The organism is Pantoea sp. X-Soil-TKNS-1207, assembly GCF_059730485.1.
This window is the reverse complement of sequence record NZ_AP035958.1, coordinates 1,388,473-1,415,463: the sequence shown is the minus strand read 5'-3', so window position 1 is coordinate 1,415,463 and position 26,991 is coordinate 1,388,473. Positions and strand designations below refer to the sequence as shown.

The window sequence follows — 26,991 nt, the reverse complement described above, 5'->3', positions numbered from 1 at the left end:
TGCACGTTTTATTTTTTATCCATGACAACTCTATGCTCTTTTTTTACTTAACGCCGACATAAAAAAGGCCGGGTTCTCACCGGCCTGTGACACGCTTTTTAGCGCCGCTGTTCAGGAACTTTTCTTCATGGCTGGGGTTAATGTCGCAGTTTCTTCATCATCAGAGAGCCAGTCGTGCAAATAATGTTCAATCTGTTCCAGCGAGCGGTTACGTGTTTCCGGTACGCAACGAATAACAAAAATCGCCCCACCGATACCAATGGCGGCAAAAATAAAGAACGCACCGGATAATCCTACCGCGGCCAGCAGAATCGGGAACATCAGCGAGATAAAGAAATTGGCAATCCACATGGCAAAAACCGCGCCGCCCATAAAAATACCGCGCAACCGCGTAGGAAAGATTTCCGACAGCAGCAGCCAGGTCACCGGCGATAATGCCCCCTGCTGGAAACTCAAAAACATCAACATGCCAAGCAGCACCATATAACTGCGCAGCGCATCCGGTTGACCATGAATCGTTTCCGGCATCAGATAACTGATAGCGCCAATAAACACCAGGCAGGCAGTACATCCAAACTGACCGATTTTCGTCATGGTGCGACGCCCGATACGTCCCAGCAACCAGATGCCAACAAAGGTCATCAGCACCGAAATCACCCCATTGGCGATGGTGGCAACCAGCGCGGCGTTATCACTCATGCCAACGGCTTTCAGCATGGTCGGCGCGTAATACATAATGGTATTTACGCCGGTCAGCTGCTGAATCACTGCAATCCCGATCCCCATCAGGAACAACTTGATCAGCCACGGCTTACGCAAATCGCGCAGACGCGGACGCTGCGTTTGCTGCTCTTCGGTGAGCGTTTCCTCGATTTCCGTCAGTTCCCACTCCACATCCCGCGACGCACGCGTACGCTCCAGCACCTGACGCGCCTCGGCCAGACGGCCCTTCATCGCATACCAGCGCGGCGTATCCGGCATAAACAGCATACCGAACCACAGCAGCACGGCAGGCAGCGTCGCCACCGCCAGCATCCAGCGCCAGGTGGTCTCCCCGCCCCACACCGCGTTGAAACCGGCATTGGAGATATAGGCCAGCATCTGGCCGGAGACGATCATCAGTTCCTGAATCGTCACCAGCTGCCCGCGCTTATTCGCCGGGGCGATTTCGGCGATATACACCGGCACCGTCGCCGATGCGCCGCCGACTGCCACGCCGAGCACCAGGCGGAAGAAAATCATCCAGTCGACATCGGGTGCCATGGCGGTGCCGATCGCGCCAGTCGCGAAGATAACGGCCAGCACCAGAATGATTTTTCTCCGCCCGGCGGCAGCGGCAAAGTGACCGGCGGCCAGGGCGCCAAACGCGGCGCCGAACAGCAGGCTACTGGTGACCAGACCGGTGGTAAAAGGCGTGAGATGCAGGTCATCGCCCATAAACAGCAGCGCACCCGAAATAACGCCGGTGTCATAGCCGAACAGCAAGCCACCCAGGGTGGCAACCAGCGCGATCACCTTCACAAAGGGTTCTGTGCGCGTCGAACTGTTCGGCCCTGATGCTTTGTTGGGCGTGAGGTAAGTTTCCCGGGACATAGTGACTCCTTCGCAGATAAGAGATAGGGTAAAAATAGATTATTTCTGCCGAAAGGAATAAATATGAAACTTAAGTTTTGCGTAACATGGTATTAACATGCGGAGCCGATCACAAAACAACCAATTACACCTGGCGATTGCGGAAAAATACGCAATCAACGCTTTGCATTCGTGCCGGAAGGAAAATTTTTATTTCAAAATGGCGAGCGCCGCACATCGATGTGTGCGGCGTGCTGCGGGGCGCTATTTCACGTCGGTGGCTGGACCAAACACCGAATATTCCGGCAGATTGACGTTCTGGTAAGGTTCCCAGCCGCCGCCGAGGGCTTTATATAACGCCACCAGATCAAGCGCGGTTTGCATCCGCGCCTGCGTCGATTGCGCCTCAGCCTGCGCCAGCTGACGCTGCGCATCCAGCACCTCAAGGAATGTCGAGATGCCCTGGCGATAGCTGTCGCTGGCCAAATCGAAGGCGCGTTGCAGCGCCCCGGTGGTTTCATCCAGCGCGGTAACCTGCTGCTGATCGGCACGGTAGCTCACCAGCGCGTTTTCCACATCCTGCAAGGCGGTAAGCACCGTCTGACGATACTGCAACGCCGCGCTGGCCTGCTGCGCGCGGGCCAGTTTCACACTCGATACCAGCTGTCCGCCCTGAAAGATCGGAATCGACAGCGAGGGGCCGACGCTGTAGAAGTGGCTGCTCCAGTTATCCAGGTAGCTGGCATCGGTATTACGCACGCCAAGTTGCCCGGTCAGCGACAGGCTGGGGAACAGCTCCGCCACCGACACGCCGATATTGGCGGTCTGCGCGTGTAGCTGGGCCTCGGCCTCACGGATATCCGGGCGCCGACGCGCCAGGGTAGCAGGAATGCCTACCGGCACCATTTTCGGTAGCGTGGGCAACGGTTTTAGATTTGTCAGTTCCTCATCCAGTGCGCCGGGGGTTTTCCCCAGCAGCACCGCCAGACCGTTCATCGCCTGTCGTTCCTGTGACTGATACTGCGGCAGCTGCGCCTGTAGCGATGACAGCTGAGCGTGGGCATTCTCCACATCGGTCAGCGGGGCCAGCCCGTTACGCTGCCTGCTTTGCGTGAGTTCTGAAGTCTGCTGCGCCACATCGATCTGCTGCTGCAACGTCTGCAATACCGCCTGCGCACCGCGCAGTTGCAGATAAGCGCGCGCCACTTCCGCTTCCAGCGATACCAGCGCATCGTTGCGCTGTTCGATCGCCGCCTGCTGCTGCGCGTTGGCCATCTCCATCTGGCGCCGCACTTTGCCCCACAGATCCAGCTCCCAGCTGGCATCGAAGCTGCCCTGATATAAGGTGACCGGCTGCGTCAGGCTATTGAGCTGGCTCGCCACATCGCTATCCACCTGATCGTACACGCCGTTCGATTCCAGCAACCCTTTCAGGCCGAGCTGCTGGCGCGTCACTTTGGCGGAACCGTTAACAGAGGGGAACAATCCGCCACGCGCCTGCGCCAGCTGTTCACGCGCCCCGGCAATGCGTAACACCGCCTGTTGCAGCGTCAGGTTATCGGCAATGGCGCGGGTGATCAGGCTATCAAGCTGTGGATCATTAAAGGTTTTCCACCACAGCGGATTGATCGCCGCTGACAGAGGTTTCGAGGTTTCCTGGGAAGGCAGATCGCGATAGCTACCCGGCGTTTGCGCGTGCGGCGGCTGATAATCAGGCCCGACCGCACAACCGGCCAGCAGCAGCGCCAGCGTCAACAGGCTGAGTGACGGCGCCAGGCGCGAAGGCTTTTTCATTTTAATGTGCTCCTGCACTGCCTTCGCTCTTGATCGGCGAAAGCAACCAACAAAAAGGAATCAACAGCAACGCCACAATACTCAGGCCCATAAACACGTCGATATAGGCGAGGATGCGCGACTGGGCAATCATCTCCTGATACAGCTGACCGCTGGCCAGCGTCAGCGGATCGCCCACCGCCGTGGTGTAATCACGGATGGCCTGCGCCCAATGCTGCAACGTGAGATTAAACGGCTCATTGAGCGGCGACATGTTATGCACCATGTTGGCCGATTGCGTCTGCATCCGTTCGGTAATCGCCGCGGTCGACAGCGAAATACCGATCGATCCCGCCACGTTACGGAACATGGTAAACAGCGCCGCCGCATCGGCATTCAGGCGCTGCGGCACGGTGATGAACGCAATGGTGGTGAGCGGCACAAACAGGAACCCGAGGCCAATCGACTGCGCGCTGCGCATCATCACCAGGGTAGTGAAATCAACGTTCGGCGTCAGCCGGGTGGAATACAGGAACGCCAGCGCCAGGCAGCTAAAGCCAAAGGCGATGATGTAGCGTGTCTGAACGATGGGCATCAATTTGAGCACCAGCGGGATGGTCAGCACGATCAGCACCGCGCCGGGCGACAGCACCAGCCCGGACCAGGTGGCGGTATAACCGAGATCCTGCTGCGCCAGCTGCGGGAGCACCACCGAGCTGCCATACAGGATCATCGCCATGCCAGCCATCAACAGCCCGGCTACCCAGAAGTTGCGATCTTTCATCACCGTAAGATCCACCACCGGTTTGCGTACATACAACAGCCAGTAGATAGCTCCGACAATGCCGATCACCGCCAGCATCGCAAACAGGCGAATAAAGTGCGAAGCGAACCAGTCGGCGTCTTCACCCCGGTCCAGCATCACCTGCAAACAGCCCAACCCGAGGGTAATCAGCCCAATGCCGATGTAATCGATCTTCAGGCGGCCTTTACTCCATTTACTTTCCCACGGCGGATCTTCCAGCAGCTGGTAAATCGCCAGCACCGTCAGAATCCCCACCGGAATATTAATGAAGAATACCCAGCGCCAGCTGTAGTTATCGGTGATCCAGCCGCCCAGCGTCGGGCCAATGACCGGCGCGACGATAATCGCAATCGAAGAGAGGCCAAATGCCTTGCCGCGATCTTCCGGTTTGAAGTAATCGAGCAGCACCGATTGCTGGGTCGGCTGCAACCCGCCGCCGAAAAAGCCCTGCAACACGCGGAACAGAATGATTTGCCATAACTCGGTGGCGATGCCGCACAAAAATGAGCAGACGGTGAACATCACGATACAGATCATAAAGAACTGTTTGCGGCCAAACAGGCGGGTAAAGAAGGCAGAGATCGGCAGCACGATGCCGTTTGCCACCAGGTACGAAGTCAGCACCCAGGTGGACTCGTCGTAGCTGGAGGAGAGCGACCCGGCGATATGCGGCAGCGCCACGTTAACGATGGTGGTGTCGAGGATCTCCATAAACACCGCCAGCGTTACCGTGATCGCCACTAACCAGGGATTGCTGGCGGGTTTCCAGCTGTCGCTCGCACTCATTCCACCGTCACCTTAGGTTCAACCGACAGCCCCAGCGGCAGCGGATGATTCGGATCGAGACCTTTATCAATAACGATTTTCACCGGAACGCGCTGCACAATTTTCACGTAGTTGCCGGTGGCGTTCTCCGACGGGAAGGTAGAGAAGCGCGAGCCGGTGCCCATCTGAATGCTGTCCACATGCCCTTCCAGTTTGAGGCTCGGCCAGGCATCGACGCTGATGTCCACCTTATCGCCCGGATTCATCCGTTCCAGCTGCGACTCTTTGAAGTTCGCGGTGATCCAGATCTCCGGTGACACCAGCGAGAACAGCGCCGTGCCCGCCTGCACCAGCGAACCGATATGCACATTGCGTTTGGTGACAAAACCATCGTAGGGCGCGCGCACCTCGGTATAGGAGAGATTAAGGTTGGCGGTGTTTAACTGCGCCTGTGCCTGCTCCACCTGTTGCTGGCGGGCTTCGACGTTGGTTTCCTGCTGACGAATCTGCAACGCCACCTGCGAAGCCACTTCCACCTGCGCTTTGGCGCTTTGCAGCTGAGCTTCGGCAGACCGCAATTGCGCGGCTGAGGTATCGATATTGCTCTGCGAGGTAGCGCGTGGATCAACGCCACGCTGGCGGCGGTAATCCGCCTGCGCATTCAGCAAACTGGCCTGCGCTTTAGCCTGATCGGCTAACGCCTGATCGCGCTGCGCCGGATACTGTACGCGCGACAACGCCAGCTGGGCCTGCGCCTGATGCAGCTGCGCCTTTGCCAGTCCCAGCTGGGCTTGTGCCTGATCGCGCTGCGCGATGTTATCACGCGGATCGATCTCCACCAGCAAATCGCCTTTTTTCACCCGCTGGTTATCCCTGACCAGCAGGTTAACGACGTAGCCAGCGGCTTTCGGGGCGATGGTCACCGCGTTGCCCTCGGTAAAGGCATCGTCGGTGGTTTCAATATTGCGGTTGATGAACCAGAAGAAAAAAATCACCAGCAGCATGATCACCACCACAATGGCGAGAATAATCAGCGGCTTTTTACCGGGGCGCTTACGTTCTGGCTCATCTTTTTCGGCTGAATGGGTATCTGTTGTCTGGTGTGGGTCCTGCGGCTCGCGCGAGTCGCGCGCTGACGGCTGATTTTCGTTATCACTCATAAATTGTCATCTTAGGCTGGCCCCGATCCCCGGGCGTAAACGGTCAAGTTAACCTTAGATAAGAAACTGACAAATTCCAGCATATCTTTACATAAGCGATAAAAACACGCATTTTCGGCTAAAATGCGTGATAAGCGACTGAAAATCCGCTGTCTGTTGCCTTACGGCGAGGAGAATTCGCTGGCTTAGCGCAGCCAGAGCAATAGCAGCCAGCCGCTGATCATCGACCATGCCAGCATCGGCAGCGAAAACAGGTGAAAACGCCACCAGACGCGGCGATCCTTCGCCATACGCAGCGCAATCAGGTTTGCCAGCGATCCCGGCAACAGGCCAAAGCCACCGATATTGACCGCCCAGGCCAGCACATCGGACGGCGGGACTTTCTGCAACAACAGAATGGTGGCGGGCACATTACTGATAATCTGCGACAAGCCGATCGCCAGCAGGTATAACCCGCCTTCGCTCAGCTGGCCGATGGCGGCGATATGCGGTTGCAGTAAGGGCAGATGCATCAGCAAAAACACATCGATAAACATCGCGACAAATACCAGCAGCAGGCTCCAGTCGATGCTGATTAGCACCTGACGCGCCAACACCAGAAAACAGCCCGCCACCAGCAGCAGCGCCCAGCCCGTCATCTTCAGCTCCAGCGCCACCACAAACAGGATGTAGAGCAGCACGCTGATGATAAACAGCGGCTTCTGCCACTGCTGCTCCTCGCCTTGCGCATGTTTCTGAATGCTGCGCCCGGAAAAACTCCACCAGGTGAGGAGCATCAGCGTCAGCATCAGCCAGGCGGCGATCGGCAGCATCTGTAAGATAAACGCGGGAACGCTCAGCGAACCGTGGCTCCATAGCAGGATGTTTTGCGGGTTACCGACCGGGGTCAGCAGGGATCCGGCGTTCACCGCCAGCGCTTCAAAAATGATCAGGCGGGAGATCGGCAGCCGGGAGAATTTGCGCAGCGTCAGGGTGAGCGGCACCAGAATAAACAGCGCAACATCATTGGTCAGAAACGTGGAGAGCAGCGCCGCGGCGCACACCATAAACAGCGCCAGCGCGCGTTCATGCTGGAAACGCTGAATCAGGCGCGCGCCCAGCACATCAAAATAGCCGCTGTTTTCCAGCCCTTTGGTCAGCATCAATAACCCGGTCAGGGTCATGATGGTGTGCCAGTCAACCGCGGCGGGTAGCTGCGACCAGCGAAAATCCGCCAGCGGCAACAGAATCACACCCAACAACAACAGCAAATGCAAAATACGGTCACGCATTAAAGAGCGAAGCACGATGGGCATGATAGCGGAGGGCCTTAAAAGTTAGCGACTCTCGGAAAATTTCTGGAAAACAGCAAGGGTTTCATCGCTGACATGGTGTTCAATACCTTCCGAATCACGGCGCGCGGTCTCCGGGCTGATGCCCAGCGCCAGCAGGAAAGTTTCCACGATGTGATGGCGCGCGCGGCTCTCTTCCGCCAGCTTTTCACCTTCACGCGTCAGGAAAACGCCGCGATAGGGGACCTGTTCCACCAGGCCAGTGCTGCCGAGACGTTTCAGCATTTTCGCCACGGTAGGCTGAGAAACGCCGAGGCGTGCAGCCATATCCACCTGGCGTGCTTCACCAAATTCACGAATTAAATCAGAGATTAACTCAACATAGTCATCAATCAACTCACGACGATGCGCTTCGCGCACCTGGCGAAATCCTTCGACATGCTCCTCTATATCTTTAAGCGGTCCCTGGGGCGGGGTAATGGCGCTTTTGGCACGACGACTCATTCAGCTTCCTCTTTATTATTTGCCGTACCAGAACTGCGGTACGGGCTGGCTGCGCCTATTGTAAACCAGGCACAAATAAGCACAAAATTTTCCTAAATAGCCTTGGCTAAAGGGTATAGCCGATGCTATATTCGTTGATAATGTAAGCAGCAATGCTCACAAAGGAGGCAAACCATGCATGAACCCTATTTGCTGTTGCTCCTTTTCCTGTTGTTTATCGCAGGATTGTGCTTGCTGTTACGTCGTCAATAATCGGGAGGTAAACATGACCACCATGAAAAGCTGCCTCGACTGTGGCAAATGCTTCCAGGCGGAAAAAAGCGCATCGGCTTTCGAGCTGAAATCTCTGCTGTGCTTGTTTACCCGCTCACCCTTTGCCCTTCGTCTGATGCTGATTGAAAAGCTGACCGGCAAAAAAATCGCTGAGCGCCCCTGCCCGAATCTGATCTGGCGCGGCTGATTTTTCCTGCCTGATAATGCCCATTGCGGATCCGCTGCCCGGCGGGTCCTTCGATTATGTCCCGCACTTTGTCTCGCTTTATCATTCTGATGTGACTGAACGCGTTAACTCTCTGATGAAACGAGGGACGGAATCCTTTTGCCTCTCCCCTCTTCCCTGAACGATTTCTACCGGCTGCTGATATACAGAGGAAAGCGGCAAACAGGATGCGGGGGCTAAGACTGGTCAGTTCAGGATAGAAAATCCTAGCACTGGCGCACAGGGAAAACCGTGATGCCTGACCACGCCACCCGGTGAAAGAAGATAAAAAAAACGGCCCATCAAGGGCCGTTTCGTTTGCTACTCTGGTCTAAGCAAAAACTTAGAAGCTGTAGCCTACGCCAGCAATCCAGGTGCCAACGTCAACGCTGCGGATGCGGCTCTGCTCGTAGCCCACGTCCAGTGCAACGTTTTGAATCGGGTTGAACTGCATACCTGCACCGTAGGAGAAACCTACGTCGCTGGTGTCAGTTTTGTCACGGTCAGCACCATTCAGCTGGTATTTACCGTAACCGATACCTACTACGCCGTAGATGCTCGCCCAGTCGTTCAGACGGTAAGCCGGACCACCGGTGATGCCGTAGTACTGACTTTTGTTGTACACGCCAGCATCAGTGCTATTTTTAGCGGTGTAGGTGAAAGAAGCGATCCAACCCAGCGGATCAGTACCGTCTTCGTAACGATACTTAAGGTTGAAACCGTTAGCTTTGTTGGCAACACCCTGGTAGTCGCTCTGAGCGTAACCACCGGTGACAGTGCTCTGCGCCATGGCAGAACCTGCAGATACTGCCAGTACACAAGCCAGTGCTGAAAGACATGCAATTTTTTTCATAACCACCTCAAATGTGATAAAACTTCTCTCCTGACAACGCTGAAAATATAACAAAAAATAGCGGGAAACTCTGCCGCTATTTTGTTGTCTAACAGATTGTTTGGTGTAACAGAAAGTTAATGAAGTTTCCTATGTCATTCATTTTTCTTATAAAAAACGTCATATTTCTGCAATGAAATTTCTTTCTCTCAGTAATACCTTTAAGTAAATTCCTAAACTAACCTGACATTTCTTTACTGAAATGGACCTGCCGTAGTCGCTTTTTCCTATGTCGTTACGCTTTTTTTGCCTCCGGGTCGCCTCCTTATTTGTCTCAGATTCCTTTACACTGCTGACTGTTACCTTGATGTTAAAAAAACAGGAATTGATTCCAGGATGTCCGTACCTCTGACTGCAAAAAAAATGACGCCGGTGATTTTCCCCATCGCCGTGCTGCTTATTGCCATGCTCTCGCTACAAGGCGGTGCATCATTGGCGAAATCGCTGTTTCCCACCGTCGGCGCGCCAGGCATCACCGCGCTGCGTCTCGGGCTGGGCACCCTGATCCTCTGCGCCATCTTTAAACCCTGGCGTCTGCGCTTCAGCCGCGCGCAGCGCAAGCCATTGCTGATGTACGGCCTGGCGCTGGGTTGCATGAATTACCTGTTCTATCTCTCCATCCGCACCGTGCCGCTTGGCGTGGCGGTTGGCCTGGAGTTTACCGGGCCGCTGACGCTGGCGTTGCTGGGGTCGCGCCGTCCGCTCGATTTCCTGTGGGTGTTGCTGGCGGTGACCGGACTCTGGTTCCTGCTGCCGATTGGTGAAGGGATGAGCCATATCGATCCGCTCGGCGCGCTGCTGGCGGTGGGTGCCGGTGCCTGCTGGGCGATCTATATCCTCGCCGGACAGCGAGCCGGAGCGGAGCACGGTCCGGCAACGGTGGCGATGGGTTCGCTGATCGCCTCGGTGATTTTTGTGCCCCTGGGGCTGACCTTCGCCCACAGCGGCATCTGGCATTGGGAGATTTTGCCCCTCGCGCTGGTTATCGCCCTGCTCTCCAGTGCGATTCCTTATTCGCTGGAGATGATGGCGTTAACCCGGTTGCCCGCCCGTATATTTGGCACGTTGATGAGCCTGGAACCGGCGATGGCAGCGCTTTCCGGCATGTTGTTCCTGGGAGAATTGCTGACGTTAAAACAATGGGTTGCTCTGCTGGCGATTATTATCGCTTCTGCCGGTTCCACGCTGACCATGAAGCAGAAAAGTGCACAAATTAATGAAGTCGATTTAAATCCTCCCCAATAAATTTCGCTATATTCAGCTGGTCAGAGGGCTGGCTGAATATATAAACCATTCTCATTATCACTTTTTATGTGGCGTTTCCGCGGCTTTGTTATTATTTTGCAACATTGATGAAAGACAATTAACAGCTTTATTTTATCATCATGATAAATATCGATTTTCTCACAAAACCCTTCAGCCAACGTTTAATCCCTCGCGTTATCCATTTGTGTCCACCTATTCCTGGAATTGACTGAATCAATCCCGCAGAGCCGATAACTGCTGCTATACTTAGTCCCGTGCTTGATTAGGACAACCCATCAACGAGAGGAATTTAATGATGAGTACCGCAAAACTGGTTAAAACTAAATCTTCCGATCTGATTTACACCCGTAACGATGTGGCTGATAGCGAGAAGAAAGCCACCATTGAGGTGCTCAACCGTCTGGTCGTGGAGTTTATTGACCTGTCGCTGATCACCAAACAGGCGCACTGGAACATGCGCGGCGCGAACTTCATTGCGGTTCATGAAATGCTTGATGGCTTCCGTACCGCAATTACCGATCATCAGGACACCATCGCTGAACGTGTTGTGCAGCTGGGCGGCGTGGCGCTGGGTACCACTCAGGTGGTTAATGATAAAACCCCGCTGAAAAGCTATCCGCTCAATATCCATAGCGTGCAGGATCATCTGAAAGCGCTGGCTGACCGTTACGCCATCGTGGCGAACGACGTGCGTAAAGCCATCAGCGAAGTGAGTGACGAAGACAGTGCGGATATTTTCACCGCCGCCTCACGCGATCTCGATAAGTTCTTGTGGTTTATCGAATCCAATATCGAATAATCAGTATTTTCTTAAAAAAGGCGGCTAATCCCGCCTTTTTTTATGTCCATGTAACATCATGGTGCTTTTTTTGACATCGCTAACAATTTCTTAATCCCTGCTTTCCCCTGCCCTGCGCCTTGGTGCACACTGCTCTCTGCACCACCACGGCACCACGCACTATTTTGGTGCCTCACCATGGTGCAAAACATCACACACAAGCAAAATCGTGTCAGCAACGTCATGTAACCTGCTGATTTCGCGAAAAATGAAAAGTTGGCATAATTTTTTCATATACTCAGTCGCAAATCAGGCCAGCAGGTCTGGAAGGTAATAAGGAAAAATGATGAAGTCATTAATTAAAGTCTCCGTGGCAGCCCTCGCGCTGGCCTTCTCTCTTTCATCCACCGCAGCAGATAAAAAACTGGTTGTCGCTACCGACACCGCCTTCGTTCCATTCGAATTTAAGCAGGGCGACCAGTACGTCGGCTTCGATATCGATCTTTGGGACGCCATTGCGAAAGAACTGAAACTGGATTACACCCTGAAGCCGATGGATTTCAGCGGTATCATCCCGGCACTGCAAACCCGTAACGTTGACCTGGCGCTGGCCGGTATCACCATTACCGATGAGCGTAAGAAAGCCATCGAATTCTCAGACGGTTACTACAAAAGTGGTCTGCTGGTGATGGTGCGTAACAACGAGAACAACATCAAAGGTATCGACGATCTGAACGGCAAAGTCGTGGCAGTGAAAAGCGGCACCGGTTCTGTTGATTACGCCAAAGCGCATATCAAATCCAAAGATCTGCGTCAGTTCCCGAACATCGACAATGCTTACATGGAGTTAGGCACTAACCGTGCTGACGCTGTGCTGCATGACACCCCGAACATCCTGTACTTCATCCACACCGCAGGCAAAGGCCGCTTCAAAGCGGTTGGCGACTCTATCGAAGCACAGCAGTACGGCATCGCGTTCCCGAAAGGCAGCGACGATCTGCGTGAAAAAGTGAACGGCGCGCTGAAAACCCTGCGTGAGAACGGCACCTATAACACCCTCTATAAAAAATGGTTCGGAAGCGAACCTAAATAATTCAGTTACTATTCTAATTTACAGCAGGGCTTCGGCCCTGCTTTTTCCATCGCAACAGATTCTGGAGTTACACCATGGAGTTTGACTGGAGCGTCATCTGGCCAGCCCTGCCAATTTTATTGGAAGGCGCCAAAATGACTCTGCTTATTTCGGTCCTCGGCCTGGTCGGCGGTTTGATTATCGGCGTCGTCGCCGGTTTTGCCCGCGCCTATGGCGGCTGGATCGCGAACAACATCGCATTGGTTTTCATTGAGCTGATTCGCGGTACGCCAATTGTGGTGCAGGTTATGTTTATCTACTTTGCCCTGCCGATGGCCTTCCCGGATTTACGTATCGATCCGTTCACCGCCGCGGTGGTGACCATTATGATCAACTCCGGTGCCTATATCGCGGAAATCACCCGTGGCGCCGTGCTGTCGATCAACAAAGGCTTCCGCGAAGCGGGTCTGGCGCTGGGTCTGTCGCGCCGCGAAACCCTGCGCTACGTGATTATGCCGCTGGCGCTGCGCCGTATGCTGCCGCCGCTGGGTAACCAGTGGATCGTCAGCATCAAAGACACCTCGCTGTTTATCGTGATTGGCGTGGCGGAACTGACCCGTCAGGGCCAGGAGATCATCGCCGGAAACTTCCGCGCGCTGGAGATCTGGAGCGCCGTTGCCATTATCTATCTGGTTATTACGTTGGTGTTGAGCTTTGTGCTGCGCCGTATTGAGAAAAGGGTGAAAATCCTGTGATTGAATTTAAAAACGTCTCTAAAAACTTCGGCCAAACGCAGGTACTGCACGACATCAACCTGAAGATTAATCAGGGTGAAGTCGTAGTGATTATCGGGCCGTCTGGCTCCGGTAAATCGACCCTGCTGCGCTGCATCAATAAGCTGGAAGAGATCACCAGCGGCGAGCTGATCGTCGATGGTCTGAAAGTGAACGACCCGAAAGTCGACGAACGCCTGATCCGTCAGGAAGCGGGCATGGTGTTCCAGCAGTTCCATCTGTTCCCGCAGATGAGCGCGCTGGACAACGTGGCATTCGGTCCGATTCGCGTCCGTGGCGCGAAGAAAGACGAAGCGCAGAAACTGGCGCGTGAGCTGCTGGGTAAAGTGGGTCTCGCCGAGCGTGCGCACCACTTCCCGTCAGAGCTGTCGGGCGGCCAGCAGCAGCGTGTGGCGATTGCCCGCGCGCTGGCGGTGAAGCCGAAAATGATGCTGTTTGATGAGCCAACCTCGGCTCTCGACCCGGAACTGCGCCACGAAGTGCTGAAAGTGATGCAGGACCTGGCCGAAGAAGGCATGACCATGGTTATCGTTACCCACGAAGTGGGCTTTGCTCAGAAAGTGGCGTCACGTCTGATCTTTATCGATAAAGGGACCATCGCTGAAGATGGCAACCCGGATGAGCTGATCACCAACCCGCCGAGCGACCGTCTGCGCGAGTTTTTGCAGCACGTTTCCTGACCTGGCAAAATATTGCACACCGCCTTCTCCCGCTTGCGGGAGAAGGTTGGATTGAGGGGCCAGCGCGCCGCAATCTGGCCTTTCAGACTCTTCCCTCTTCCCCACTGTCTATACTTCTCCCTTGTGCCGCTGTGCGTTGATCAGGGAGAAAGCCATGTCGTTTGCCAGCCCACAATGGCCTCGTGCCATCTGCTGGAGCCTGTTACTTATCTGTCTGCCGTGGCTGATGCCAGTCTCCCAGGCGGTCACCCTGCCACAGGCGGCGGTTGCCGCGCAGCAATCGCCTTCCGCCACCAGTAGCGCGCCGACGCTGGAAGAGAAAAAAGCGGCTTACGCTGCGCTGGCTAACATCCTGGAAAATAACGACTCGCGTCAGGAGTTGATCGATCAACTGCGCCAGGCGGCCAACAGCAAATCCACCAGCCAGGATCCGGTGCTGGCGCCGCCGCAGGCCGAAGCCGACGATCCCACGGTGCTGGAGAGCGTCACCAACGTCACCCGCCAATATGGCGGCGAAGTGGCGTCACAGTTTGTCCAGCTGCACGACACCATCGCCAACGCGCCGCACAAACCCTTTAACCATCAAACCTTTCTGAATGCGCTGACGCATTTTGTGGCGCTGGCGGCGGCGGTGTTCGCCTTTTACTGGCTGGTGCGTCAGCTGATGTCACCCATCTGGCATCGCATGGGCGACTGGGCGCGTAACAAAAACCGCGACCACACCAACTGGCTGCACCTCCCCGCCACCATCGCGCTGGCGTTTATCATCGATTTGCTGTTGCTGGCGCTGGCGCTGTTTATCGGCCAGATCATCAGCGACAACTACCACGGCGATAATCACACCATCGCCTATCAGCAGGGATTGTTTCTCAACGCCTTTGCGCTGATTGAATTCTTTAAAGCGGTGCTGCGCTTAATCTTCTGTCCGCGCCATCCGACGCTGCGCTTTTTCCATCTGCCGGATGACCGCGCGCGCTACTGGAGCACGCGCCTGAGCTGGCTGAGCGGCATCATCGGTTATGGTTTGCTGGTGGTAGTGCCGATTGTCTCCAATCAGGTCAACGTGCAGGTGGCGGCGCTGGTAAATGTGCTGGTAATGGGGATTATGACCGGCTGGGCGCTGTGGCTGATATTTCGCAACAAACGCAAAATTCACGATGCGCTATCGCGCCTGGCGGATCGCAGCCTGAGCTTCTTCGCCCTGTTTATCCGCGCTTACGCCATGGTATGGCACTGGCTGGCTAGCGCGTACTTTATCGCGCTGTTCCTGTTATCCATTTTCAACCCCGGCGACAGCCTGAAGTTTATGATGTCCGCCACGGTGCGCAGCCTGGCGATCATCTGCATCGCCGCGCTGGTTTCCGGCATTCTGACGCGCTGGATCGGCAAAACCCTGACGCTCTCCCCCGATCTGCGCCGCAACTACCCGGAACTGCAAAAACGCGTCAACGACTGGGTGAAGGCGATGCTGAAACTGGCGCGGGTGCTCACGGTGCTCGCTACCGTGCTGCTGCTGCTCAGCGCCTGGAACCTGTTTGATCTCTGGCACTGGCTGACCATCGGTGCCGGACAGAAAATGGTGGACGTGCTGATTCGTATCGTGATGATTCTGCTGCTGTCGGCGATTGGCTGGACACTGCTCGCCAGCCTGATCGAGAGCCGCCTGGCGTCGGACTCCCACGGTCGGCCAATGCCGAGCGCGCGCACCCGCACGCTGCTGACGCTATTCCGCAACGCGCTGGCGGTGGTGATCAGCACCATCACCATTATGATTTTACTGTCTGAAGTCGGTGTGAATATCGCCCCGCTGCTGGCCGGTGCGGGGGCGCTGGGTCTGGCGGTCTCCTTTGGTTCGCAGACGCTGGTGAAGGACATCATTACCGGCATCTTTATTCAGTTTGAAAACGGCATGAATACCGGCGATTTGGTGACCATCGGCACCATCACCGGCACCGTAGAACGGATGTCGATCCGCTCAGTAGGGGTTCGTCAGGATACCGGCGCGCTCAATATTATCCCGTGGTCGTCGATCACCACTTTCGCCAACTTTGTACGCGGCATCGGCTCATTTGTGGCCAATTACGATGTGGATCGCAGCGAGGAGACCGAACGCGTCAACGCCACCTTACAGGCCGCGGTGCGTGAGCTGCTGGAGAACCCGGAAATTCGCGGCATGGTGATTGGCGAACCCAGCTTTGCCGGGCTGGTCGGGCTGACCAACCAATCCTTTACCGTGCGCGTCTCCTTCACCACCCAGCCGCTGAAGCAGTGGTCGGTACGCTTTGCGCTGGATGAGAAGGTGAAAAAGCATTTTGATGCGGCGGGGATCAAAGCGCCGCATCAAACGGTGGAAGTGATGCAAACCGGCGCCGATGTGGCCTCCGCCGCCAGCTTCCCGGCGTTGCCACCGGGGAGTGCTTAGCGCGTCAGGCGTTTCGCGCGGGTGACGCGCGGCAGGAAACTCCAGGCAAGGAAGCGGCTCTGCTTCTGCCCCTGCGCCATGTCGATCACCCGCACCTCCTCCGCCTCCAGCGCCTGCAATTGCGCGCGCAGCGCTGGCAGGTGCTCTTTGCGCGACACCAGGGTGGTGAACCACAGCACGCGATCGCCGTAGTCAACGCTCTCGGCGATCATCTGGCCGATAAACGCCATCTCGCCCCCTTCGCACCACAACTCATGATGCTGGCCGCCAAAATTGAGCGGAGCCGCTTTTTTCAGGCCGAGATTACGCACTTTGCGCTGGCTCCCGGCGGCGGCATCCGCCGCGGAAGCGTGGAACGGCGGATTGCACATCACCGCGTGATAGCGTTCATTCTTATGCACCACGCCAGCAAAAATCGCCGCCGGCTGTTTCTGCCGACGCAGACGTACCGTGCGTTGCAGGCCCGGATTGCTCGCCACAATCTGGCTGGCGGAGGTGATGGCCTCGGCAGAGATATCGGTGCCGGTAAAGCGCCAGTCATACTCCGCCTGACCAATCAGCGGATAGATGCAGTTGGCGCCGCAGCCGATATCCATCACATCCAGCCCGCGCGGGATCGCCCCGCCGTTATCAAGCGCCAGCAGATCCGCCAGCGCGTGCACGTAATCGGCGCGCCCCGGCACCGGCGGGCAGAGAAAACCGTCGGCAATTTGCCAGTTCAGGCCATAAAACAACTTCAGCAGCGCCTGATTCAGCAGCACCACCGCTTCGGGGTCGGCGAAATCCACCGACAGCTCGCCATAGCCGTTCGGGCGCACTTTGGCCGACAGCGGCGGATGGGCAGCCGTAAGGGCAGCAAAATCATAACGGCCCTGATGGCGGTTACGTGGATGAAAAAGGGCGGCAGCGGCAGGCTTGTTCATAGATTCTCCGATAAATAACGCGGCGTAAGATACTCCGCCCCGGACAAAAAAGAAAATTTCTGCCGCCGGTCGACGGGGGTTAGCTCGCCGCCGCCTGCGTCCACTGACGCATCAGCGCCAGCGCGTAGGGGCGTGAACTCACCACCTGATGCGGGATGCCAAACATTTTACGCACCTTTTGCAGCGTCTCAGCGCGTTCGGTATCGCTTTCGATGCTGATCATCCCTTTGCATACCTGACTAAGCGGCACGCGGTGGCAGATCAGCCAGTCGCCACGCTGCTGACGGTCATCGCGCGTTTCCTCCACCCGCATATGATCGTAAAGCACCACAAAAGATTTGCCGTTAAGCAGCAGCGCCATCATCTCCTGTTGCCACTGTTCGGCATAGCCTGGCTGCACTGCCTGTTGATTAAAGCCCACCAGCGGAAAGGCCGCGATATCAAACACAATAAAATCCTGAGGGTTAAGTTGCATGGTGTTCACTCCGGTTAATAAAAGGGGGAATTACAGCCAGCGCGCCAGCAGCGCGGTCAGACGCCCTTGCGGCTGCTGGTCAAACTGCGCCGAGTCCACGGTGATGCTGCATGTCATGCCCGCCGCCAGCACCACATCGGGCGGCAGCGCGTCCAGCGCGATGCGCACCGGGATGCGCTGCGCCAGTCGGATCCAGCTAAAGGTCGGTTCCACACTCGGTAATCCCTGGGCATCGACCAGTTCATTGGCATCGGTGATGCCACGGCCAATGCTGACCACATGCCCGCGCAGCGTGCGCGCATCGCCCATCAGATGTATGGTGGCGCGGCTGCCGGGCCGAATGGCCTGGAGTTTGGTCTCTTCGAAATAGCCGGTGATCCAGAAGCTGTGCGCATTCACCAGCGCCATGGCTGGCGTACCCGCCACGGCAAAATCGCCCTGCTGCAAGCGCAGATGGGTGACGTAGCCATCCACCGGGGCGCGCAGCGTCGCGCGCTGCAAATCGAGCCGCGCCACCGCCAGCGCCACACTCGCTTCCTGCTGCTCCGCCTGGGCAATCAGCGCCGCCTGCTGCGCGCGCTGCAACTCCTCTTTCGCCATCAGGGCCGCCATGCTCTGCCGCCGTTGCGCTTCATCGCGCTTCTGCGTCAGGGTGACGTTGGCTTGCGCCAGCTGCGCTTCGGCCTGACTCACCGCCAGCTGGAAACGTGCGGGATCGAGCTGGAACAGCGGCGCACCGCGCGCCACAAACTGGTTATCCGCCACCGGCACTGCCGTGACCGTACCGGAGACCTCCGGCGCAATCCGCACCACCTGCACGCTGACGCGCCCGTCACGCGTCCAGGGCGCCAGCACATAGGCGCGCCATAGCACCACGGCCAGCCACAGCGCCACTGCCACCACCACCAGGGTGAACAACATTTTCAGGCTGGTTTTCACCGGCCACTTCAGTTCAGACATACAGCATTAACCCCGCCAGCAAAATAAAAGATAAGGCGAACTCGAACAGCGCGGGATGCCACACCAGACGCAGCACGCCGCAGCGCAGCAGACAAAAACGCAGCGCGATAAACAGGGGAAAGGTGAAACACAGGTAGACAAAAAGCGGCGGCAGATACAGCCCCGCCAGCGTCACTTCACTCAACATGGTGTTCTCCGGCGAAATAGCGGGCATGGGTGGTTAACAGGGCGGCGATCCCGGTTAAGCTGGCGACCTGGCGCGGTGGGTTGGGCACGTTGCTTAGCCGCTGTGCTGCGCGTTGCGCATGGCGCGCGGCCTGGCGCGGGTTGGTCGCACGGCGCGCCATCCGTTGCAGCGTCAGGCCGATGATCGGGTCATGGGACAGCTGCTGTAAGCGCAGCAGCTCACGTCCCAGATGCAGACTGGCTAACGCCTGTTGCAGCACCCGATCCTGCTGCGGATCGGCGCGCATCAGGGTGCCCAGCTGCGCAATGCGGTGCTGCTGGTGCTGCTGCCAGCGGGCGAGCGGCGCCCGATGCCCGGCCAGCAGCTGACAGCTGCTGTGGCGGATATGTTCACGCAGCCGCGCCAGTGAACGTTCCGGCCGACGCGGCATCAGCTGAAACGCCAGCAGCGTCAGTACGGTGCCCATCAGCCAGGCCAGCGACCAGTTAAAGAACTGCGCGACGTCATACACCATCGGGTTACTGGCCGCCGTCAGGGTGTTGAATCCCACCAGATACGCCAGTCCGCTCAGCATATGCTGCGGAAAACTGGTGGCATAAATCCCCGGCAGCCAGAACAGGCTCAGCACCAGCAGCAACAGCGGCAGGCCATTGATCAGCGGCAACACCACAAACGCACAGATCAGCGCCAGCGGAATGGCATACAGGGTGCCACGCAGGAATTTTTGCGCGCCCGCCGCCGGATGAGGGGCGGTGGAGAGCAGTGCGCAATAAGGCGCAATCACCAGCAACATGATGTCACCGTTGCTCCAGCCACTGACGATCCAGATGCTGGCCGCCAGCAGCAGCGTCACGCAGGCGCGCGCGCCATTGCGCAGCGCACCGGGCCAGTCGCGATGAAACCCGACTGACGGCCAGCTGTGACGCAGCGGCGTGCGTCCCACCTGCTGCACCACCCGCAGCAGAGTGAGAAAATTATCCCGTTGCATCTGCTGCGCCAGATCGGCGGGCTGCGCCTGAAGCAACAGCTGTCGCGCGTGGCTCACCCCCGATAGACCCGTGGATAACGCCTGCGCGACCGGCTGCCATACAGGGTGCGGCGCGGGATCCGAAACGATAACAAACAGCAGCTCCATCGCGTGGCGAATGGCCTGCGCCTGCTGCGCCAGCACCGGCGACTCCGCACGGCCCGCCGCCAGCAGATCGTCAAGGCTGTAAATCTCCGCCAGCAGCTGCTTTTGCTGCGGGGCAAGCCCGGCCACCGCTGGCGCGCTGTGCAGTAGTGTCGCGGTGGTCGTCGCCAGACGCAGCAGCTGCGCTTCCAGCTTGCCTGCCAGGCTGCGGCGGCTAAACAAGGCGGAAACCAGCCCCAGAGTGATCACCCCCACCGCCACGGTTGAGGCACGCCCAATGGCATGTTCAAACGCCAGATCGGGATGCTGAATCGCGCCGAGCGTCGCCAGGCCGATGGTGTAACCCGCCACTGCCGCCCCCGACGCGCGAAAATGCCGCAGTACGCTCATCGCCAGTACGCACAACCCCAGCCACAGGCTTTCGGTTAATACGAACAGCCACGGCTGCTGAGCGAAAGCGGCCATCAGGGTTAACGCCATCACCATGCCCACCAGGGTACCGATTAAGCGCCATTTGCCCTTGCCGAGCACCGCGCCCTGCACCGGATTCAGCACCAGCAGCACGGTGCTGGCGGCGGAGTAAGGCATATCCAGTTGCAGCCAGTAAGCGATGACCAATGCCAGATTGGCGGCCAGCAGCGCACGCAGAATATAGGTTGCGCGCGGCGTGGTGAGATCGAACCCGGCCAGCGAGGAATAACGTTGCCAGAAACGCATGGCGCCCCCTTCTACAGTGAATTTGCGCTCACTGTAAATCTGGCGATGCGTGCAGAGAAGTGACCTTTTTTGAATCGATACGTGCGTCAGACGCACGCATGGCATTGAGGCTTAATCGTCGGCGGAACAGAGCTGGCGCAGGGTCTGGCGCAGCCAGCGATGCGCGGCATCATGCTGGAAACGCGGATGCCATGCCTGCGTCAGCAGCACGGTTTCCAGTGGCACCGGCAGTTCGAATAACCGGACACGCAATCCGGCAGCCAGCGCGCGCCGCCCAAGATGTTCCGGCAGCGGCAGCAGCAGATCCGAATCCTGTAGCGAGAAGATCGCGGTGTACGGCGTCGCGACAATCAGGGAAACCTGACGTTGCAGGCCCAGCTGCGCCAGCGCCTGGTCAATCGGCCCGCTGGATTTGCCACGCCGGGAGATGCTGATATGGCCCCAGCGCGTCAGCTGCTGCGGCGTGATATCGGCGTCAAAGATCGGATGATCGGCGCGCGCCATGCCGACAAAGCGGGTAGTAAACAGCGGCTGCACGCGGATTTCCGGCCCCAGCTGACGCGCCGCGCTGATAAACAGATCGATACGGCCGCTGCGCAGCGTTTCATCATCGACATCATCAGCTTCGGGGGAGAAATGCAGCATGGCGCGCGGCATTTCAGCCGCCATCGCCTCCAGCAGGCGACCGGAATAGATCCCGACAAAAATATCATTGGCGCGCACATTGAAGCGCCGTTCCAGCGTCGCCAGCGCCACTTCCCCGGCCGGGGCCAGCACCTGCGTGGCCTGCTCCACCGCGCTGCGCACCTGCTCGCGCAACGCCAGCGCGCGCGGCGTCGGCACCAGCTTGCGTCCGGCCTGCACAAATACCGGGTCGCCCAGGGTATCGCGGATACGTCCCAGCGTGCGGCTCATGGCGGGCGCGCTGAGGTTCATGCGCCGCGCCGCCGCCACCACGCTGCCCTCCTCCAGCAAAATATCCAGCGCCAGCAGCAGATTTAAATCCGGTTGTTTCATGGTGGCCTCAGCATCAGTGCAAAAAACGCATCCTACCCCCATCGCGTTGTGGTTAACAACCTGTGTGGAGGCGTGCGTTTGTCGCACGGATAAAGTGCGTGCGGCGGCATTTACCGAAGGTGGAGTGTAAATGAAAATGATTCTCGTTTGAATGCGAAAAATGATAACTGGCAGAGAAACCACTACCTCATGGAACCTTTAATGACCTTATCGCGCGTCACGGCCCTCGCCGCCGGACTGACCACGCTGCTGGCGACAGCCGATGACAACACCCTGCTGGTGGAAAGCAGTGGCTCGCTCGGCGCCACCACGGAAGAGACCCAGTCCTACACCACCGGTGAAACGCGGGCCGCCACCGGTTTAACGCTGTCTCCGCAGGAGACGCCGCAGTCGGTGACGGTATTAACCCGTCAGCGTATGGACGACCAGCAACTGAACAGCGTGCAGTCAGCGCTGGAGGCGACCACCGGCGTCGAATCACGCACCCTCGACAGCGAGCGTGTTGATTTCTTCTCCCGTGGCTTCAGCATCGACAGTTTCCAGTTCGATGGCATCCCCACCAGCTTTGTTGACGGGGCCAGTTTCATCGACACCGCCTTTTATGACCGCATTGAAGTGGTGCGCGGCGCCACCGGCTTACTCACCGGCGCAGGCAATCCCGGCGCATCCGTCAATCTGGTGCGCAAGCGGCCGACGGACAGCTTCCAGGCGCAGGCAGCGGTCAGCGCCGGTTCATGGGATAACTATCGCAGTATGCTGGATGTCTCCGCCCCGCTAACCGACGATGGACGGGTGCGCGCCCGCGTGGTGGGCACCTTGCAGCAGCGCCACTCATGGCTTGATCGCTACCAGCAAAAGAAACAGGCGTTTTACGGCGTGGTCGAGGCCGATGTGACGGACAACACCACCCTGAGCGTCGGTTACGATATGCAGAATATCAAACCGACAGGCTCCACCTGGGGCGGGATGCCACGCTGGTTCAGCAATGGTGAACAAGCCAACTGGCCGCGATCCGCCAGTCTGGCCGCCAACTGGAGCCACTGGAACAACAACCTGCGCACCCTGTTCGCCAACCTTGAGCAACGCTTTGATAATGGCTGGCAGGTGCGCGCGAACCTGAGTCAGCAACGCACCAAATCCGATGCTGAGCTGTTCTCCGGCTTAGGCTACCCGGATGCCAGCAGCGGTGAAGGACTACTGCCGGTGGCGCTGGCCAGCCGTGACAAATCACGCCAGAACAGCATCGACGCGATGGCGAGCGGGCCGTTTGAACTGTTTGGCCGTCAGCATGAGCTGGTGGCGGGCGTAATGGCCTCGAAACGCATCGAAGATGCCGACAGCAGCGGCTTCGTTTTTCCCGCCACCCCCATCGGCGATATTTTTCAGTGGAACGGCGATTATCCCGAAGCGGATTTCTCCAGTGCGACCTGGACGCGCACCCACACTGAAACGACCCAGCGCGGCCTGTATAGCGCGTTACGCCTGTCGCTGGCCGATCCGCTGAAGCTGATCGTCGGGGCGCGTCTTAACCAGTACGAAATCGATCAAACCGATGGCAGCACCGATTTCCATTATGAAAAACATGCCGCTATCACCCCTTATGCCGGACTGATTTATACCCTTTCACCCACCTATGCGGTCTACACCAGCTATACCACCATTTTTAACCCGCAAACCTACCGCGACCGCAACAATCAGGTGCTGAAACCGACCAACGGCAACAACCGTGAGATCGGGCTGAAAGGACGTTATCTGGATGGCCGTCTTAATGCCTCGCTGGCGCTGTTCGATACCCATCTCGACCATGTCGCCACCACCGACAGCGGCTATCTGCTGCCGGATGGCAGCCAGGCGTATAAAGCCGTTAATGGCACCACCTCGAAAGGCGTGGAGCTGGATGTGCAGGGTGAGCTAACGCCGGGCTGGAATATGGCGCTGGGCATCGCCAATTTTGCCGCCGCCGACAGCAGCGGTGCGCGCCTCAACCCGCAGCTTCCGCGGACCACCGCCCGGCTGTTCACAAGCTGGCGGCTGCCCGGCGCGCTGGACAATCTGACGCTGGGCGGCGGCGTCACCTGGCAAAGCAGCAGCTGGCTGGCGGCCACCGGCCCATCAGGGGCAACCCAGACGGTACAACAGTCCTATACGCTGGCGTCGCTGATGGCGCGCTATGCATTAACCGCGCACGCCGATGTGACCGTTAATCTCAACAACCTGTTTGATGAGCGTTATACGGTGATGAACGGTTTTTATAATCAGGTGTTGTACGGTGAACCGCGCAATGTGACCGTATCCCTGAGTTATCGCTTCTGAGTTTGACCAGGTCGGCATTGATGCTGACCTGGCCTGCAACCGCACAATCCGCTTACACAAATTCTGCCGTTTCGCCTGAGGCTAAACCGCTAAGATAGAGGATTATCCCACCCAGGAGAGGTTATGACGCGTCAACGCTATTCCTATCAACCGCGCGCCGGTCACGGCTTACCGCACGATCCCCTCAACGCCATCATCGGCCCGCGCCCGATTGGCTGGATCAGTTCGCAAAGCGCCAGTGGCCAGCGCAACCTTGCGCCCTATAGCTTTTTTAACTGCTTCAACTACCATCCGCCGATCATCGGTTTCGCCAGCAGCGGCTGGAAGGACAGCGTGCGCAACATCAGCGAGAGCAAAGAGTTTGTCTGGAACCTGGCAACCCGTCCGCTGGCGGAAGCGATGAACGAAAGCTCCGCCTCGGTGCCGCCGGAGCAGGATGAGTTCGCCCTGGCGGGCTTAACCCCGATCAACGCCTCGCATGTCAACGTCAGCATGGTGGCGGAAAGCCCGGTCAATTTTGAGTGTCGTCTGACGCAGTGCATTCATTTACAGGATGCGCACGGCAACGCGCTGGAGAGCTGGCTGGTGCTGGGTGAAGTGGTGGCGATTCATATTGATGAGCAACTGCTGGAGAACGGCATCTATCAAACCGCAAAAGCGCAGCCAATCCTGCGTGCCGGTGGCCCGTCGGCCTATTACGGCATCAGCGAAGCGCTGCGCTTTGATTTAGTACGCCCGGATGCGCGTCGCGGTTAAGCGGCGTGACTTTTGAGGACCTGCACGGCGCGTGCCATTTCCGGTGCCAGCCAGCGGTCCTCCTGCCAGTTCGCCACCACCGCACGCAGGCGAGCTAACGCCTGCGCCGTGCCGCTCGCCAGTTGGTCGGCGCCGTGGAAATCCAGCGCCTGCGCCGCCAGCAGATACTCAATCGCCAGAATCTGCCAGACATTGCCGGTCAGCTTCAGCAGCTTCAGCGCCGCACCGGTGCCGAGGCTAAGATGATCTTCCTGCAAGCCGGACGTGACATAGTTATCCAGCACCGCCGGTTGCGCCAGCTGACGGTTCTCCGCACACAGCGACGCCGCCACGTACTGCGCGATCATCATGCCGGAGTTGACGCCCGGCTGCGCCACCAGAAACGCCGGTAACCCGCTGACCAGCGGATTCACCAGTCGATCAAGCCGCCGTTCCGCCATGCTGCCCAGCTCCGCCATCGCTATCGCCAGCAGATCGCAGGCCATCGCCACCGATTCACCGTGCGGATTGGCCTGCGACACCACGCGCCAGTTATCCGGCGTGCCGAGCACCAGGGGATTATCGGTGCAGGCGTTAAGTTCGGTGTTGACCTGACGCTGCGCATGATCGAACTGATCGCGGCAGGCACCGTGCACCTGCGGCATCGATCGCAGGCTGAGGGCATCCTGAGTACGCACCCCTTCGCTGGCTCGCAACAGCGGGCTGTCGCTTAACAGCTGACGCAGCCGGCTGGCGCTGAGCTGCATCCCCGGACTGGCTTTCAGCGCGATGACCTCCGCATCAAATGCCGCCAGCTGACCACGCAGCGCTTCAAAGCTCATCGCGCCGGTAACGTCGGCACTGGCGAGCAGACGTGCGGCATCATCCAGCGCCAGACAGGCGAGTCCGGTCATGCATGGCGTACCGTTTACCAGGCTCAACCCCTCTTTCGCGCCTGGCCGATACGGCGCTAATCCCGCCTGCGCCAGCGCCTGTTCGGCAGGCATAATTTGCTGCTGATACGTCACCTCGCCGACGCCAATCAGCGCCAGCCCGATATGCGCCATATGGGTGAGATAACCGACCGATCCCTGCGACGGCACCTGCGGGGTGATCTGTTGATTGAGCAGCGCCAGCAGGTGCTGCACCAGCGCAACCGACACGCCGGATTTACCGTGGCTGTAGTTGGCGACGGCGGCGCACATAATCGCCCGCACTTCTGCCGCAGGCAGCAGCGGCCCGACGCCGCAGGCATGGCTGAGCAGCGTATTGCGCGACAGCTGGCTAAGCTGCGCTTCCGGCAGCGTGATGTTGCACAGCGCGCCCAGCCCGGTGTTGATGCCGTAGGCGATATGGCCGCTGGCGACAATGCTGCCGACGATCGCGCGCCCCTGCGCAATGCGCTGCCAGGCGCTGGCGCTGAGGGTGAGTTCCGCCCCGTGGCGCGCCACCTGCACCACCTCCTGCCAGCTTACGGGGCTGTCGCCCCAGATGACTGTGCCGCTCATGCCGGTTGCTCCGTACGCTGATGGCTGGAGATAAACTGTTGAAAACGCAGCGAACCCTGATCGCCGAACAACGCGTCCGGTGCGCCTTCGCAATCGATGGTGCCCTGATGCATAAACACCACGCGGTTCGACACGTTGCGGGCAAAGCCCATTTCATGGGTGACCACCAGCATGGTGCGCCCCTCTTCCGCCAGGCTGCGCATCACCTTCAGCACTTCCCCCACCAGTTCCGGATCGAGCGCGGAGGTGGGTTCATCAAACAGCATCACTTCCGGGTCCATCGCCAGCGCACGGGCAATCGCGACCCGCTGCTGCTGGCCGCCCGACAGCTGCGCCGGGTAGAAGTCTTTGCGATTGAGCAGGCCAACGCGATCCAGCAGCTGCTCCGCCTGAGCGATGCAGCTTTTTTTGTCGCGCTTCAGCACATAGTGCGGGCCTTCAATCACGTTTTGCAGCACCGTCATATGCGACCACAGGTTGAAGCTCTGGAACACCATGCCGAGCCGCGAGCGCAGACGCTCAATCTGTTTCGGGTTGGCGGCCAGCTGATGGCCATGGGCGTGGCGCTTCATCGCAATGGTTTCGCCACCGACGCTGACCACGCCCGCATCCGGCGTCTCCAGCAGGTTAATGCAGCGCAGCAGCGTACTTTTGCCCGAGCCGCTGGCCCCGAGGATCGAAATCACGTCGCCTTTGCGCGCCTGCAAATTAATGCCTTTTAACACCTCCATCGCGCCAAAGGATTTATGGATGTCGGTGGCGGATAAGGTAATCGGGGGTAAGTCTTGCATA

At 58.1% G+C, this 26,991-nt stretch carries 24 protein-coding genes; 9 read left to right on the top strand and 15 right to left on the bottom strand.

Annotated features, from left to right (window positions below):
* Window positions 1-111 precede the first annotated feature (111 nt).
* The 6 genes from AC6I8V_RS06515 to mntR all read right to left on the bottom strand — a co-directional run bounded on the left by AC6I8V_RS06515 (window position 112) and on the right by mntR (window position 7,850).
* Window positions 112-1,593 carry a sugar porter family MFS transporter gene (locus AC6I8V_RS06515; protein WP_497845075.1) on the bottom strand — a complete coding sequence of 494 codons (1,482 nt, stop codon included), beginning with the start codon at window positions 1,591-1,593 and terminating at the stop codon, window positions 112-114.
* A gap of 243 nt (window positions 1,594-1,836) precedes the next feature.
* The gene (locus AC6I8V_RS06510; RefSeq protein WP_497845074.1) at window positions 1,837-3,366 is read right to left on the bottom strand and encodes an efflux transporter outer membrane subunit; all 1,530 of its coding nucleotides are present in this window, start codon (window positions 3,364-3,366) and stop codon (window positions 1,837-1,839) included.
* Window position 3,367: 1 nt separating this feature from the next.
* A complete protein-coding gene (locus tag AC6I8V_RS06505) occupies window positions 3,368-4,936 on the bottom strand; it encodes a DHA2 family efflux MFS transporter permease subunit (protein WP_497845073.1) in 1,569 nt (522 codons plus the stop codon).
* The gene (locus AC6I8V_RS06500; RefSeq protein ID WP_497845072.1) at window positions 4,933-6,075 is read right to left on the bottom strand and encodes an HlyD family secretion protein; all 1,143 of its coding nucleotides are present in this window, start codon (window positions 6,073-6,075) and stop codon (window positions 4,933-4,935) included. Before AC6I8V_RS06500 ends, AC6I8V_RS06505 begins: the two co-directional genes overlap by 4 nt.
* A 185-nt stretch (window positions 6,076-6,260) precedes the next feature.
* A complete protein-coding gene (locus AC6I8V_RS06495) occupies window positions 6,261-7,370 on the bottom strand; it encodes an SLC13 family permease (protein WP_497845071.1) in 1,110 nt (369 codons plus the stop codon).
* Window positions 7,371-7,391: 21 nt separating this feature from the next.
* Window positions 7,392-7,850 (bottom strand): manganese-binding transcriptional regulator MntR, encoded by a 459-nt coding sequence (gene mntR / locus AC6I8V_RS06490; protein WP_497845070.1) that lies wholly within the window; start codon window positions 7,848-7,850, stop codon window positions 7,392-7,394.
* Between the two features lie 265 nt (window positions 7,851-8,115).
* On the opposite strand from mntR, the gene AC6I8V_RS06485 reads away from it, so the two are divergent.
* A complete protein-coding gene (locus AC6I8V_RS06485; RefSeq protein WP_497845069.1) occupies window positions 8,116-8,310 on the top strand; it encodes a hypothetical protein in 195 nt (64 codons plus the stop codon).
* A 361-nt stretch (window positions 8,311-8,671) separates the two neighbouring features.
* On the opposite strand, the gene ompX is transcribed toward AC6I8V_RS06485, so the two are convergent.
* Window positions 8,672-9,181, bottom strand: coding sequence for an outer membrane protein OmpX (ompX, locus tag AC6I8V_RS06480; protein WP_497845068.1), 510 nt, complete (start codon window positions 9,179-9,181; stop codon window positions 8,672-8,674).
* Between the two features lie 375 nt (window positions 9,182-9,556).
* Here ompX and rhtA point away from each other — a divergent pair, with 375 nt between their 5' ends.
* From rhtA to ybiO, 6 genes are all read left to right on the top strand, one after another.
* The gene (gene rhtA, locus AC6I8V_RS06475) at window positions 9,557-10,465 is read left to right on the top strand and encodes a threonine/homoserine exporter RhtA (RefSeq protein WP_497845067.1); all 909 of its coding nucleotides are present in this window, start codon (window positions 9,557-9,559) and stop codon (window positions 10,463-10,465) included.
* A 316-nt stretch (window positions 10,466-10,781) separates the two neighbouring features.
* A complete protein-coding gene (dps, locus tag AC6I8V_RS06470) occupies window positions 10,782-11,285 on the top strand; it encodes a DNA starvation/stationary phase protection protein Dps (RefSeq protein WP_036624544.1) in 504 nt (167 codons plus the stop codon).
* 325 nt (window positions 11,286-11,610) lie between these two features.
* Entirely contained in the window at window positions 11,611-12,357 is a 747-nt protein-coding gene (glnH, locus tag AC6I8V_RS06465; RefSeq protein ID WP_497845779.1) for a glutamine ABC transporter substrate-binding protein GlnH, read from the top strand.
* Window positions 12,358-12,431: 74 nt separating this feature from the next.
* On the top strand, window positions 12,432-13,091 hold the full coding sequence (gene glnP, locus AC6I8V_RS06460; RefSeq protein WP_497845066.1) for a glutamine ABC transporter permease GlnP: 660 nt from the start codon (window positions 12,432-12,434) through the stop codon (window positions 13,089-13,091).
* Complete coding sequence (glnQ, locus tag AC6I8V_RS06455) at window positions 13,088-13,810, top strand: glutamine ABC transporter ATP-binding protein GlnQ (protein ID WP_497845065.1); 723 nt, start codon at window positions 13,088-13,090, stop codon at window positions 13,808-13,810. Before glnP ends, glnQ begins: the two co-directional genes overlap by 4 nt.
* A gap of 154 nt (window positions 13,811-13,964) precedes the next feature.
* Window positions 13,965-16,232 carry a mechanosensitive channel protein gene (ybiO, locus tag AC6I8V_RS06450; protein WP_497845064.1) on the top strand — a complete coding sequence of 756 codons (2,268 nt, stop codon included), beginning with the start codon at window positions 13,965-13,967 and terminating at the stop codon, window positions 16,230-16,232.
* On the opposite strand, the gene rlmF is transcribed toward ybiO, so the two are convergent.
* The 6 genes from rlmF to AC6I8V_RS06420 all read right to left on the bottom strand — a co-directional run bounded on the left by rlmF (window position 16,229) and on the right by AC6I8V_RS06420 (window position 21,643).
* The gene (rlmF, locus tag AC6I8V_RS06445) at window positions 16,229-17,155 is read right to left on the bottom strand and encodes a 23S rRNA (adenine(1618)-N(6))-methyltransferase RlmF (protein WP_497845063.1); all 927 of its coding nucleotides are present in this window, start codon (window positions 17,153-17,155) and stop codon (window positions 16,229-16,231) included. The genes ybiO and rlmF overlap by 4 nt on opposite strands.
* Window positions 17,156-17,234: 79 nt before the next feature.
* Window positions 17,235-17,630 carry a hypothetical protein gene (locus AC6I8V_RS06440; protein WP_497845062.1) on the bottom strand — a complete coding sequence of 132 codons (396 nt, stop codon included), beginning with the start codon at window positions 17,628-17,630 and terminating at the stop codon, window positions 17,235-17,237.
* Between the two features lie 30 nt (window positions 17,631-17,660).
* Window positions 17,661-18,590, bottom strand: a complete 930-nt coding sequence (locus tag AC6I8V_RS06435; protein ID WP_497845061.1) for an efflux RND transporter periplasmic adaptor subunit — start codon at window positions 18,588-18,590, stop codon at window positions 17,661-17,663.
* On the bottom strand, window positions 18,583-18,777 hold the full coding sequence (locus tag AC6I8V_RS06430; RefSeq protein WP_497845060.1) for a DUF1656 domain-containing protein: 195 nt from the start codon (window positions 18,775-18,777) through the stop codon (window positions 18,583-18,585). The genes AC6I8V_RS06435 and AC6I8V_RS06430 overlap by 8 nt, the downstream gene beginning before the upstream one ends.
* Window positions 18,767-20,626 (bottom strand): FUSC family protein, encoded by a 1,860-nt coding sequence (locus tag AC6I8V_RS06425; protein ID WP_497845059.1) that lies wholly within the window; start codon window positions 20,624-20,626, stop codon window positions 18,767-18,769. The genes AC6I8V_RS06430 and AC6I8V_RS06425 overlap by 11 nt, the downstream gene beginning before the upstream one ends.
* 111 nt (window positions 20,627-20,737) lie before the next feature.
* On the bottom strand, window positions 20,738-21,643 hold the full coding sequence (locus AC6I8V_RS06420) for a LysR family transcriptional regulator (RefSeq protein ID WP_497845058.1): 906 nt from the start codon (window positions 21,641-21,643) through the stop codon (window positions 20,738-20,740).
* Between the two features lie 201 nt (window positions 21,644-21,844).
* Between AC6I8V_RS06420 and AC6I8V_RS06415 the strand changes: the two genes are divergently transcribed.
* Both AC6I8V_RS06415 and AC6I8V_RS06410 read left to right on the top strand, forming a co-directional pair.
* Complete coding sequence (locus tag AC6I8V_RS06415) at window positions 21,845-23,956, top strand: TonB-dependent siderophore receptor (RefSeq protein WP_497845057.1); 2,112 nt, start codon at window positions 21,845-21,847, stop codon at window positions 23,954-23,956.
* Between the two features lie 123 nt (window positions 23,957-24,079).
* Complete coding sequence (locus AC6I8V_RS06410) at window positions 24,080-24,712, top strand: flavin reductase family protein (RefSeq protein WP_497845056.1); 633 nt, start codon at window positions 24,080-24,082, stop codon at window positions 24,710-24,712.
* Here AC6I8V_RS06410 and AC6I8V_RS06405 read toward each other — a convergent pair.
* The gene (locus AC6I8V_RS06405; RefSeq protein ID WP_497845055.1) at window positions 24,709-26,199 is read right to left on the bottom strand and encodes an HAL/PAL/TAL family ammonia-lyase; all 1,491 of its coding nucleotides are present in this window, start codon (window positions 26,197-26,199) and stop codon (window positions 24,709-24,711) included. The two genes, AC6I8V_RS06410 and AC6I8V_RS06405, sit on opposite strands and share 4 nt — an antisense overlap.
* The gene (locus tag AC6I8V_RS06400) at window positions 26,196-26,990 is read right to left on the bottom strand and encodes an ABC transporter ATP-binding protein (RefSeq protein WP_497845054.1); all 795 of its coding nucleotides are present in this window, start codon (window positions 26,988-26,990) and stop codon (window positions 26,196-26,198) included. The genes AC6I8V_RS06405 and AC6I8V_RS06400 overlap by 4 nt, the downstream gene beginning before the upstream one ends.
* Window position 26,991 lies beyond the last annotated feature (1 nt).

Bases quoted from the DNA above. Each gene is read 5' to 3' on its own strand.
- rlmF (WP_497845063.1), bottom strand. From the start codon at position 17,155: ATGAACAAGCCTGCCGCTGCCGCCCTTTTTCATCCACGTAACCGCCAT.
- AC6I8V_RS06510 (WP_497845074.1), bottom strand. From the start codon at position 3,366: ATGAAAAAGCCTTCGCGCCTGGCGCCGTCACTCAGCCTGTTGACGCTG.
- AC6I8V_RS06400 (WP_497845054.1), bottom strand. From the start codon at position 26,990: ATGCAAGACTTACCCCCGATTACCTTATCCGCCACCGACATCCATAAA.
- AC6I8V_RS06435 (WP_497845061.1), bottom strand. From the start codon at position 18,590: ATGTCTGAACTGAAGTGGCCGGTGAAAACCAGCCTGAAAATGTTGTTC.
- rhtA (WP_497845067.1), top strand. From the start codon at position 9,557: ATGTCCGTACCTCTGACTGCAAAAAAAATGACGCCGGTGATTTTCCCC.
- AC6I8V_RS06430 (WP_497845060.1), bottom strand. From the start codon at position 18,777: ATGTTGAGTGAAGTGACGCTGGCGGGGCTGTATCTGCCGCCGCTTTTT.
- AC6I8V_RS06500 (WP_497845072.1), bottom strand. From the start codon at position 6,075: ATGAGTGATAACGAAAATCAGCCGTCAGCGCGCGACTCGCGCGAGCCG.
- AC6I8V_RS06515 (WP_497845075.1), bottom strand. From the start codon at position 1,593: ATGTCCCGGGAAACTTACCTCACGCCCAACAAAGCATCAGGGCCGAAC.
- glnP (WP_497845066.1), top strand. From the start codon at position 12,432: ATGGAGTTTGACTGGAGCGTCATCTGGCCAGCCCTGCCAATTTTATTG.
- mntR (WP_497845070.1), bottom strand. From the start codon at position 7,850: ATGAGTCGTCGTGCCAAAAGCGCCATTACCCCGCCCCAGGGACCGCTT.
- AC6I8V_RS06440 (WP_497845062.1), bottom strand. From the start codon at position 17,630: ATGCAACTTAACCCTCAGGATTTTATTGTGTTTGATATCGCGGCCTTT.
- glnH (WP_497845779.1), top strand. From the start codon at position 11,611: ATGAAGTCATTAATTAAAGTCTCCGTGGCAGCCCTCGCGCTGGCCTTC.
- dps (WP_036624544.1), top strand. From the start codon at position 10,782: ATGAGTACCGCAAAACTGGTTAAAACTAAATCTTCCGATCTGATTTAC.
- AC6I8V_RS06410 (WP_497845056.1), top strand. From the start codon at position 24,080: ATGACGCGTCAACGCTATTCCTATCAACCGCGCGCCGGTCACGGCTTA.
- AC6I8V_RS06505 (WP_497845073.1), bottom strand. From the start codon at position 4,936: ATGAGTGCGAGCGACAGCTGGAAACCCGCCAGCAATCCCTGGTTAGTG.
- AC6I8V_RS06405 (WP_497845055.1), bottom strand. From the start codon at position 26,199: ATGAGCGGCACAGTCATCTGGGGCGACAGCCCCGTAAGCTGGCAGGAG.
- AC6I8V_RS06415 (WP_497845057.1), top strand. From the start codon at position 21,845: ATGACCTTATCGCGCGTCACGGCCCTCGCCGCCGGACTGACCACGCTG.
- AC6I8V_RS06420 (WP_497845058.1), bottom strand. From the start codon at position 21,643: ATGAAACAACCGGATTTAAATCTGCTGCTGGCGCTGGATATTTTGCTG.
- ompX (WP_497845068.1), bottom strand. From the start codon at position 9,181: ATGAAAAAAATTGCATGTCTTTCAGCACTGGCTTGTGTACTGGCAGTA.
- AC6I8V_RS06495 (WP_497845071.1), bottom strand. From the start codon at position 7,370: ATGCCCATCGTGCTTCGCTCTTTAATGCGTGACCGTATTTTGCATTTG.
- ybiO (WP_497845064.1), top strand. From the start codon at position 13,965: ATGTCGTTTGCCAGCCCACAATGGCCTCGTGCCATCTGCTGGAGCCTG.
- AC6I8V_RS06485 (WP_497845069.1), top strand. From the start codon at position 8,116: ATGACCACCATGAAAAGCTGCCTCGACTGTGGCAAATGCTTCCAGGCG.
- AC6I8V_RS06425 (WP_497845059.1), bottom strand. From the start codon at position 20,626: ATGCGTTTCTGGCAACGTTATTCCTCGCTGGCCGGGTTCGATCTCACC.